Annotated in this window: 8 protein-coding genes and 1 pseudogene; 7 read left to right on the top strand and 2 right to left on the bottom strand. The window is 61.9% G+C overall.

Annotated elements, in window-relative coordinates:
- Positions 1-12 precede the first annotated feature (12 nt).
- Positions 13-405 carry a GFA family protein gene (locus tag J4D28_RS28555; protein ID WP_053268850.1) on the top strand — a complete coding sequence of 131 codons (393 nt, stop codon included), beginning with the start codon at positions 13-15 and terminating at the stop codon, positions 403-405.
- Positions 406-418: 13 nt separating this feature from the next.
- Here the strand turns inward: J4D28_RS28555 and J4D28_RS28560 are convergent, their stop codons facing one another.
- Positions 419-1,447 carry a sterol desaturase family protein gene (locus J4D28_RS28560; protein WP_053268851.1) on the bottom strand — a complete coding sequence of 343 codons (1,029 nt, stop codon included), beginning with the start codon at positions 1,445-1,447 and terminating at the stop codon, positions 419-421.
- Positions 1,448-1,598: 151 nt separating this feature from the next.
- Here J4D28_RS28560 and J4D28_RS28565 point away from each other — a divergent pair, with 151 nt between their 5' ends.
- The 6 genes and pseudogenes from J4D28_RS28565 to J4D28_RS30800 all read left to right on the top strand — a co-directional run.
- The gene (locus J4D28_RS28565; protein WP_038631937.1) at positions 1,599-2,513 is read left to right on the top strand and encodes a helix-turn-helix domain-containing protein; all 915 of its coding nucleotides are present in this window, start codon (positions 1,599-1,601) and stop codon (positions 2,511-2,513) included.
- Between the two features lie 67 nt (positions 2,514-2,580).
- Positions 2,581-3,231 (top strand): aldehyde dehydrogenase iron-sulfur subunit, encoded by a 651-nt coding sequence (locus J4D28_RS28570; RefSeq protein ID WP_016704562.1) that lies wholly within the window; start codon positions 2,581-2,583, stop codon positions 3,229-3,231.
- Between the two features lie 4 nt (positions 3,232-3,235).
- On the top strand, positions 3,236-4,231 hold the full coding sequence (locus tag J4D28_RS28575) for a xanthine dehydrogenase family protein subunit M (protein ID WP_028682374.1): 996 nt from the start codon (positions 3,236-3,238) through the stop codon (positions 4,229-4,231).
- Complete coding sequence (locus tag J4D28_RS28580; protein WP_028682375.1) at positions 4,228-6,480, top strand: xanthine dehydrogenase family protein molybdopterin-binding subunit; 2,253 nt, start codon at positions 4,228-4,230, stop codon at positions 6,478-6,480. Before J4D28_RS28575 ends, J4D28_RS28580 begins: the two co-directional genes overlap by 4 nt.
- Positions 6,481-6,597: 117 nt before the next feature.
- Entirely contained in the window at positions 6,598-7,218 is a 621-nt protein-coding gene (locus J4D28_RS28585; RefSeq protein ID WP_103331751.1) for a LysE family translocator, read from the top strand.
- Between the two features lie 34 nt (positions 7,219-7,252).
- A pseudogene (locus J4D28_RS30800) lies at positions 7,253-7,701 on the top strand (molybdopterin cofactor-binding domain-containing protein); the annotation flags it as partial.
- Between the two features lie 145 nt (positions 7,702-7,846).
- Here the strand turns inward: J4D28_RS30800 and J4D28_RS28590 are convergent.
- The gene (locus J4D28_RS28590; protein WP_028682211.1) at positions 7,847-9,604 is read right to left on the bottom strand and encodes an AIPR family protein; all 1,758 of its coding nucleotides are present in this window, start codon (positions 9,602-9,604) and stop codon (positions 7,847-7,849) included.
- Between the last annotated feature and the right edge of the window lie 192 nt (positions 9,605-9,796).

A 9,796-nucleotide genomic window follows, 5' to 3' on the forward strand; every position in this document is an offset into this window, starting at 1 on the left:
AAGAGGTGCAGCATGGAACGATTCACCGGCGGTTGCCTGTGCGGCAAGGTGCGGATCGTGGCGGCGGGGCGCCCGTACCGGGTCGGCCTGTGCCACTGCCTCGATTGCCGCAAGCACCATGGCGCGCTGTTCCATGCCTCGGCGATCTTCCCCGAGGACGCGGTGACCATCGAGGGCGAAACCCGCGACTACGCCGGGCGGTTTTTCTGCCCGCACTGCGGCTCGTCGGTGTTTGCCCGCACGGCCGATGAAGTCGAAGTGAACCTGGGTTCCCTGGACGCCCCCGACCAACTCAAGCCCACTTACGAAAGCTGGACTGTTCGGCGCGAGTCCTGGTTGCCGGCGTTTCCACTCGCCAGGCGCTACGCGCGCGATCGTGATGCCAGCAGTCGTTTCGAGGAATAGCGGGCGCCCCGGCTTATGAATAGGGCGTTTGCGGCGCCACCCCACGCGGGCGTTTGGCCAGGAGCTTGCGGGCGGTCTCGACGAAGGGCGTGACGATCAGGCTGTAGACCGTCAGGTAACGTTGCGAGTCCTGCTCCCCGGTGCCGAAGCGCAGCGGCTCGGGTGTCGAGCAGGTGACGTAGAGCGTGCCGAACATCCAGTCCCACAGGGACAGGTTGGTGCCGAAGTTGCGGTTGAAGTGGCGGGGCGCGTCACTGTGATGGATCTGGTGCTGGGCCGGGCTGTTCAGCACATGCTCGAGCCGCGGACCGAACGACAGCCAGACATGGCTGTGCCGCAGGTTGGCCGCCAGGCTGTTGAAGATGAACACCAGGTAGGTCACGCCGAACAGGGTATAGCGGCTGATCTCGCCGCCGCAGGCGTACCAGAAGCCTCCGGCGTAGAGGCCCAGGCACAGGCCGATGCTCAGTTTCTCGACGATCTTTTCCACGAAGTGCACCCGGCTCGCCGTCGCCGGGACCAGCACCGGCGCCGAATGATGGACCTTGTGGAATTCCCACAGCCAGCGCGAGTGAAAGGCCCGGTGCGCCCAGTAATGGATGAAGTCCTTGAGCAGGAACACCCCCAGCCCGTAGAGCAGCGACAGCCCCAGGTTCTGCCCCAGGCGCGGGCGCTCGCCCCAGAGGTTGCTGAAAAAGGCCAGGTAATCCCCGGAGCGCAGGATGTAAGGGTCGACCAAGTGGACGATGGGCAGCACCAGCGCGACCTTGAGGATGGCGCGCACGAAGTAGTAGCGATAATCCAGCAGCGCCGAGCGGTGCAAGTGCACCCGGCTGCCGCCGATGAAGTGCCAGAACGAGTGGGCGTCGCTCAGGCCGCGGCGCTTCCTGAAGCGGAACAGGCCATAGGCGACGCCGTAGGACACGCACAGGAACAACAGCCCGAGCCGGCCGTTCAGATTGAAAATGCCGAGAAACTGTTGGGTAACAGGGGCGATCACCCAGTCGATCAGGTGCTTATAGACAAGCGACAGAGCATCCACGAAACGCCAGCCTCAGGCAAAGGGACGGCATTGTAAATCAGTTCGGTTTGGCCGGGGATTGCCCCAGGTCGCTTCTTTTTCGCTTGGAAGTTGCCAGTGATCCTGGGGTACGCTGGCCGCTCGCTGTATCCCATGGGGAGGTGCCTGGCTTATGAGCGTATCAAGGGAATCCGCAAACCTGTCGCTGGAGCCCCGGGTCGGCGCGGGCTGCATCCGGGCGCGGGGCGCCGAGGGCGCGGTGCTGCAATCGGCATCGCTGTTCGATGGCCTGGTGACTATCGATCACCGCCGCTGGGCCTGCCGCGAGGCCGAGCTCAGCTGGACGGCGCCGCAGCACGTGGTGATCCTCACCGAGCGCGGAGCCACGGCCAAGACTCACATCCGCAGCAGTTCCACGCTCAATTACCAGGGCTGCGACCGCCCCGGGTCGATCAGCTTCGTGCCGGCCGGCGTCGAGCGCCAGGGCTATTTTCGCGAGGCCGACCTGATCTATACCGCCCTGTGGATCGACACAACCCTGGATTTCCCAGGCTGCCCGCAACTGGCCGAGCTGCCGATGCGCATCAACAGCGGCGATGGGGTGATCCACTCGCTGCTCGCCGCCCTCAGCGCCGAGATGGTCAGCGGGCAGGTCCTGGAAGCCAGCTACATAGAACACCTGGTGGCGCTGGTGGGGCTGCGCCTGGGACGGGGCGATACCGCCAGCGCTGGCCACGGGCGCCTGGGGCCGCAGTTGCTCAAGCGCTTGCGCGACTACATCGATGCGCGCATCGACGGCAGCCTCTCGCTGACCGAACTGGCGCGGATCGCTGGCATGCCTGTCGACACCTTCGCCCGTCACTTCAAGGCCGAGACCGGCATGGCGCCCTATGCCTACGTGATCGAGCGCCGGGTGCGCCGCGCCGAAAGCCTGCTGCGGGCCGGCAGCATGCCGATCAGCGCCATGGCGCTGGAGCTGGGGTTCTCCAGCCAGAGCCACTTCACCTCGACCTTCAGGCGCATCACCGGGACCACCCCGAGCAGCTACCGCCAGCAGGCTTCCCGAATCCTGACAAGCTCGTCCTGATACCTGAAAGAACGGCGCCACGCCCTTGGCGATACTCGCGTCCAGCCGTTCATTTCAGGAGAGCACCATGCAAGACCTGGACTCACCGCGTCCGTCGCGCCGCGCGCTGCTGCAAGCCGGGGCCGCCGCCAGCCTGTTGTGGGTAGGCGTTGGCAGGGCCCAGCCCCAGTCCGCCCCGGGGCTATCTGAACCCGTTCGCCCATTGCCGTCCCAGGCGATCACCCTGCGCATCAACGCCAGCGACCAGTTGCTGGACCTCGACCCACGCACCACGTTGCTCGACGCACTGCGCCATCAACTGGGCATGACCGGTTCGAAGAAGGGCTGCGACCACGGCCAGTGCGGCGCCTGCACGGTGCTGGTGAATGGCCGCCGGATCAACGCCTGCCTGAGCCTGGCGGTCATGCATGACGGCGACGAGATCACCACCATCGAGGGGCTGGCCAATGGCGACCTGCTGCACCCCCTGCAGGCGGCCTTTATCGCCCGTGATGCCTTCCAGTGCGGCTATTGCACGCCGGGGCAGATCTGCTCGGCGGTCGGCATGCTGCAGGAGGTGCGCGCCGGCTGGCCCAGCCATGTCACCGATGACCTGACGAGCCAGCCCGTCGCCCTGAGCGACGGGGAGATCCGTGAACGCATGAGCGGCAACCTGTGCCGCTGCGCCGCCTATCCGAACATCGTCGCCGCCATCCGCGACGCCGCCGAGGAGGCCTGAACCCATGCTGCCTTTCAGCTATGCGCGCGCGAGCGACGTACAGCAGGCCGTCAGCCTGATGGCCGCGCAGCCCCAGGCGCGTTTTATCGCCGGCGGCACCAACCTGATCGACTTGATGAAGCTGGGCATCGAGCGGCCCACGCACCTGATCGATATCAGCCGCTTGCCCCTGGCCACGATCGAGGACAGCGCCGACGGCGGCCTGCGCATCGGTGCCCAGGTGCGCAACAGCGACCTGGCCGCCGACAGCCGTGTCCGCGAGCGCTACCCGTTGCTGTCCCAGGCGCTGTTGGCCGGTGCCTCGGGGCAGATCCGCAACAAGGCCTCGGCCGCGGGCAACCTGCTGCAACGCACGCGCTGCCCGTACTTCTACGACCCGGGCATGGCCTGCAACAAGCGCGAACCCGGCAGCGGCTGCTCGGCCCAGCAGGGGCACAACCGCATGCACGCGATTCTCGGCGCCAGCGAAGCCTGCATCGCGGTGCATCCCTCGGACATGGCAGTGGCCATGGTCGCCCTGGAGGCGCGGGTGGAGACGGTCCTGCCCGGCGGCCAGCGCCGCTCCCTGGCCCTGGATCAGCTGTACCGCCTGCCCGGGGCGACGCCCGAGGTCGAAACCCAACTGGCCCATGGCGAGATGATCGTGGCTATTACATTGCCGCCGCCACCACCGGGGCGGCAGCTGTATCGCAAGGTGCGCGATCGCTCTTCCTATGCTTTCGCCCTGGTCGCCGTGGCGCTGGTGGTCGAGGTTCGCGCGGGGCAGATCCGCACGGCCCGCATCGCCCTCGGCGGCGTCGCTGCCAAACCCTGGCGGGCCACGGCGGCGGAGCAGGCGTTGCTCGGCCAGCCGTCCGCTATGGCGGTTTACCAGCACGCCGCCGACATCGCCCTGGCCGACGCGCGCGGGCAGGGCGGCAACGATTTCAAGATCCCCCTGGCCAAACGCACCCTGCGCCAGCTGCTGGCCAGCGCCACCCAAGAGCGAGCATCGGCATGAGCACATCAGGACCCACCGCATCCGCCGCCAACAGCCCCATCGGCCAACCGCTGGACCGGGTCGATGGCCGGCTGAAAGTCACCGGCCGCGCGACCTACGCCTACGAGCAGCGGGAAATGGGCGACACCGCCTATGGCTACATCCTCGGGGCGACCATCGCCCGGGGCCGCATCAGTGCGATCGACACCCGCGAGGCCGAACGGACGCCGGGCGTGCTCTATGTCATGACCCATCGCAACGCCCCCGCCCAGGTGGCATTCGGCCCCGCAGTGACGCCGACCACGGCCGAGGTGTTCAGCCGATCGCGTCCGGTGTTGGCGACCGATGCTGTGCGTTACTACGATGAACCGGTGGCGCTGGTGGTCGCTGCATCCTTCGAGGCCGCGCGAGCGGCGGCGCGCCTGATTCGCGTGAGCTACACCCCCGAGCAGGGCGACTTCGAGCTCGCTTCACGCCTGGCCCAGGCCTACATCCCGCCGCGGACCAACGCCGGTCTCCAGACCGACAGTACCGTCGGCGATTTCGAGTCGGGGTTCGCCAATGCGTCGGTCAAGCTCGACAGCACCTACAGCACCCCGTACCAGAGCCACGTGGCGATGGAGCCCCATGCCTCCATCGCGGTCTGGTCCGGGGACGACCTGACCCTCTATACCTCGGCGCAAACCCTGGCGAACTTCCGCGCCGGCCTGGCCAGTACCCTGGGCATCGAGCCGGCGCGGGTGCGCATCGTCAGCCCTTATATCGGCGGCGGTTTCGGCTCCAAGCTGATCATTCATCCCGACGCGGTGCTGGCGGCGCTCGCCGCCCGGGTGCTCAAGCGCCCGGTGAAGGTAGCCCTGACTCGCCAGCAGATATTCGCCAACGCCGGCTATCGCCCGGCCATGCAGCATCGGGTGCGGCTGGCGGCGGACCACAGCGGCAAGCTGACGGCCCTGGGGCATGACGTCTGGTCGAGCACCTCGCGCTTCGAAGAGTACTGCGAGCAGACCGCGGTGTTTGCCCGCTCGCTGTATGCCGCGCCGAACCGCCTGACCCGCCATCGGCTGGTGCCAGTCGACCTCAACCGCGGCGAGTGGATGCGCTCGCCGGGCGAGGCGCCGGGCATGCTCGCCTTCGAAAGCGCCATGGACGAGCTGGCCGAACGCCTGGACCTGGACCCCATCGAACTGCGGGTGCGCAATGAGCCGGAACTGGACCCCGAACTCGGCGTGCCGTTCGCCTCGCGCAATCTGCTGGCCTGCATGCGCACCGGCGCCGAGCGCTTCGGCTGGAGCCGCCGCCAGCCCAAGCCCGGCAGCGTGCGCGAGGGCCGCAAGCTGATCGGCATGGGCATGGCCGCGGCGATCCGGCCCAACTACCTGGGGCTGTCCAGGGCCCTGGTGAGCCTGGGCCCGACCGGGCGGGTGCTGGTGCGCCTGGACATGACCGATATCGGCACCGGCACCTACACCATCCTGACCCAGGTCGCCGCCCACAGCCTGGGCGTGCCGATGGCGGCGGTGCAGGTGCAGCTGGGCGACAGCCGCTTTGCGCAGACCTCGGGCTCTGGCGGTTCCTGGGGGGCGGCCAGTTCCTGCTCGGCGGTGGAGGCCGCCTGCCAGGCCTTGAAGCAGCGGATCATCCAGGCCGCCGGCGCGCCTTACAACCAGGCGCCGGTACGCTTCGCCGACGGCCGTATCAGCATCGGCGAGCGCTCGGAACGCCTCAGCGACCTGCTGCTGCGGGTGGCCCCCGCGGGGTTGCAGGCCGAAGGCAGCGTCGGGCCGATGGGGGAGGACTACAAGCAGTTTTCCCAGATTTCCAATGGCGCGCATTTCGCCGAAGTCGCGGTGGACATCGACACCGGCGAAGTCCGCCTGCGGCGCATGCTCGCGGTGATCGGCGCCGGGCGCATCCTCAACCCCAAGACCGCGCGCTCGCAGATCCTCGGCGGCATGACCTGGGGCGTCGGCGCGGCGCTGATGGAACAGACCCTGCTCGACACCCGCCACGGGCATTTCGTCAACCATGACCTGGCCGAGTACCTGGTGCCGGTCAATGCCGATATCGCGGCGATGGATGTGCTGTTTCTCGAAGAACCCGATACCAGGGCCAACCCCCTGGGCGTCAAGGGCCTGGGCGAATTGGGCGTGTGCGGCGCCGGAGCGGCCCTGGCCAATGCCGTCTACAACGCCACCGGCATCCGCGTGCGCGAGTTTCCGCTGACCCTGGACAAGCTGCTGCCGGGGCTGGCCGCCATGGAGGGCTAGGCGCGGCCCGCATCGACAAAAATCTCGACGGCCTGCGCTGGATTGGGCAGGCTTGTGGGGCTGCGGCAGCCCGGTGGGTTGCTACTCAACTCAAGCCATCAGCCGACGGACGCCTCCATGAATCTTGCCACCCTGATGCTCTTCCTCCCGGCCTGTTTCGCCCTGAACATGGCGCCAGGGCCGAACAATCTGCTGTCGATCCGCAACGCCACCACCTATGGTTTTCGCGCTTCCTGCCTGGCGGGAGTAGGGCGGCTGGCCGCCTTCGCGGTGATGATCGCCCTGGCCGCGGCCGGGCTGGCGGTGGTGCTGCAAGCCTCGGAATTGCTGTTCCACGGGATCAAGATTCTCGGCGCGGGCTACCTGCTGTACCTGGCGTACCAGCTGTGGACCGCGGATACCCGGGTCGAGGCCGAGAACAAGACCGCGCCACTGGGCCTGCTGGCCTTGGCCCGGCAGGAGTTTTTGGTGGCCATCGGCAATCCGAAAGCCATCCTCATCTTCACCGCCTTCCTGCCGCAGTTCGTCGACCCTCAAGCGCCGGTGTCCGCCCAGTTCCTGGTGCTGGGCGTGCTGTTCCTGATCCTGGAATGGATCGCCATCAGCGCCTACGCCTACATGGGCCTGCACATGCGCCGCTGGTTCGCCGAGCCACGGGGCAAGAAGCTCTTCAACCGCTGCTGCGCGGTGTTGTTGTCGGGGGCTGCTTCGGTGCTGTTGTTGGCGCGGCGGGCGTGAGTTCGTCGGTCAGTATCGCTGGGACTACGGACATTCCAACGGCGCGCACTTCGTCGAGGCCGCAGTGGACATGGCACCGGCGAAGTCCGCCTGCGCCGCATGCTCGCGGTGATCGGCGCGGGGCGCATCCTCAACTCCAAGACCGCGCGCTCGCAGATCCTCGGCCGTCGGCGCGGCGTTGATAGAGCAGACCCTGCTCGACACCTGTCACGGGCACTTCGTCAACCATGACCTGCCGAGTATTTGGTGCCGGTCAATGCCGTCTACAACGCCACCGGCATCCGTGTGCGCGAGTACTGCCCGGGCTTGCGGCCATGCAGGGGCAGGGGAGGTCTGTATCGACAAAAAATCTCGACGGCATACGCTGGATTGGGCAGGCTTGTGGGGCTGCGGCAGCCCGGTCGGCTGCTGTGGAACTCAAGCCATCAGCCGACGGACGCCTCCATGAACCTCGCCACCCTGATGCTCTTCCTCACCCCATGATTGGGGATGCGCAGGGGATATGATGAGCCAGTCCTGCATCACGCGGCTGGATCAATTATTGCTAGTTAGATAATTGAATGGCCTTTGCTGAGAGGATAGTAGCCCTCATTGCTCAGTGCCTGAAAAGTCCAGCTAGATTCCTTTTTTAGGGTTTGTTTTTAGCTTGATTGGCAAAATACTCATTTGCTTTATTGAGCAAATCACTAGTGAATTTACCTCTCTTCAATGCATCAGTAGAAGGTTTACCTGTATCTTTGATGATTTGTTGGCAGACTTCAAATTGATTAACATATGGTTTTTTATCGGACGTCAATGAAGTGATGATCTTCTTTGCATACGCGTCAGCCGCTTTTGAGCCTGGTACAGGCATTTCGGTTTTGCCATGAACGACCCACTTGAATACTTGGATGATGTGCCAACGAAGTGTGATGAAGTTCTGTGCACCAATTTTTCTACCGTTTACAAGTGTGTTGTACTTGTAGAGAGCTAAAGCTGAAGCGTAATACAAGGATTCGTGATCACTATCGCAAAAAAGATCTTTTCCACTTGTTGTGAAAATTGCCTTGACATATCTCGCTGAATTATGTGGCTGATTTAGGAGCATTGCGGCATAGCAACGAGCCAGCTCTCTTACGTCGAACTTTCTAGTGAATTGATAGCCAGAGTCTTTATATTCGTTCTCACGTCTTTCGAAGTAGATTTTATTTTCTGGCGCGGCTTTTGAATTTTGCGCATCGAAGTACTTTTGAACAAGCTTGGCTTTGCTCTTTAAGCCATGGAATGATTCGGTTTGTACCTCTGTTTGGTTATTGGTTGCCGCGATAATGTCTTCGGAGACATCGTTGTTAGCGGATTCAATAAATTTTATTACTATATTTACAGAGTCGCCGAGTAGTTCTTTATTGAGGAATAGAGTGTTGCTGGTTTGACAGCCATTGATAATCTGATAGTTGGTTAGGTTTATTTCCTTAGTGTTTGGAGTTAATGTGAGTTCTGGTGCGACGATTGTGATGCCGTTGTTGAGTACGGAGAATAGATCTTTCTTAGAGTCGTCTTTAAGTGTTGCCTGAATTTTTCCGTTAACATCGTTTGTCAGGCCAAGGAACGACCGGACGTTTTCTTCGAATACACGGTGATTGAGGTTCCCGTCGGAATCTAATAAAACTTTTTTTACGAATTCGTTAGCGTTGGCGATTGCTATATAAGATTGAGGGATGTTGGGGATTTTAGGCATCCCAAAGTAATCAATAAGCTTTAGGGTTGCCTCGTTTTTTTCTGTGGCATTCGCATAAAGCTTTAGTAGTTCGACTCGCCCTACTGGTACTACTTGTATGTCGAAAAATAAGTCTGTGGCAGTAACTTTTTTTCGAAGAAGTTCAAAAGAGGCTTTGATTTCTCGTTCTGACTTGTAGTGGCCGCTAGTGCAATAGTATGCGTGAAAGTTGGGAAGTCTATTTTTGAGCTTTCTGAGGTTGGAAATTATTTCGTTAAAAATTTTTAAGCTATTGACGTTTAACTTTCCTTGTGGGAGTTCAGGGTCAAGACTTAGGAAGTCTTCTATGCCTACGCTAAAGTTATTTATCTCAGCCTTTTTGAACTGCTCGCCGCTTTTGCACTGGGTAAAGATGATGTCCGCAGTGAGATTGGTTTTGTGAGTGCTGAATATTTTTTTGGCATCGTCAATAGTTGTGATGAGATCACCGTCGATTATAATCGATATCCCATCTATCGATGCGTCATCTTCTTCAGTGGTGATGTCTACCGGATCGAAGCGGCCAAGGTAATGTTTAGAGGTGGTGCAGTAATTGCAGAAGTACTCAAAGAGTTTCGATTCGCCTACTTTCTTGTCGTATTCGAATTCCTTAACAAGCTCTTCGATATTCCTTTCAATGATGATGTGCATGGCATCCCTGGCTATGAATTGTATCGGAGGTGGCAGTATGCCATTAATCTTCTTGGGTTGACCATCTTAGGGAGAGATGAGACCTCCACGTTCCACAGGCTTGTTGCTACTGGGGCAAGCGGGTTTTAGGAGGAGCAAAGAGGTCGGCCGCTGTGAATATGTACGAGTCAAAAATCAGCTACTGCTACTGCT

Source organism: Pseudomonas sp. GW531-T4, assembly GCF_017349615.1.
Lineage (GTDB): Bacteria > Pseudomonadota > Gammaproteobacteria > Pseudomonadales > Pseudomonadaceae > Aquipseudomonas > Aquipseudomonas chlororaphis_I.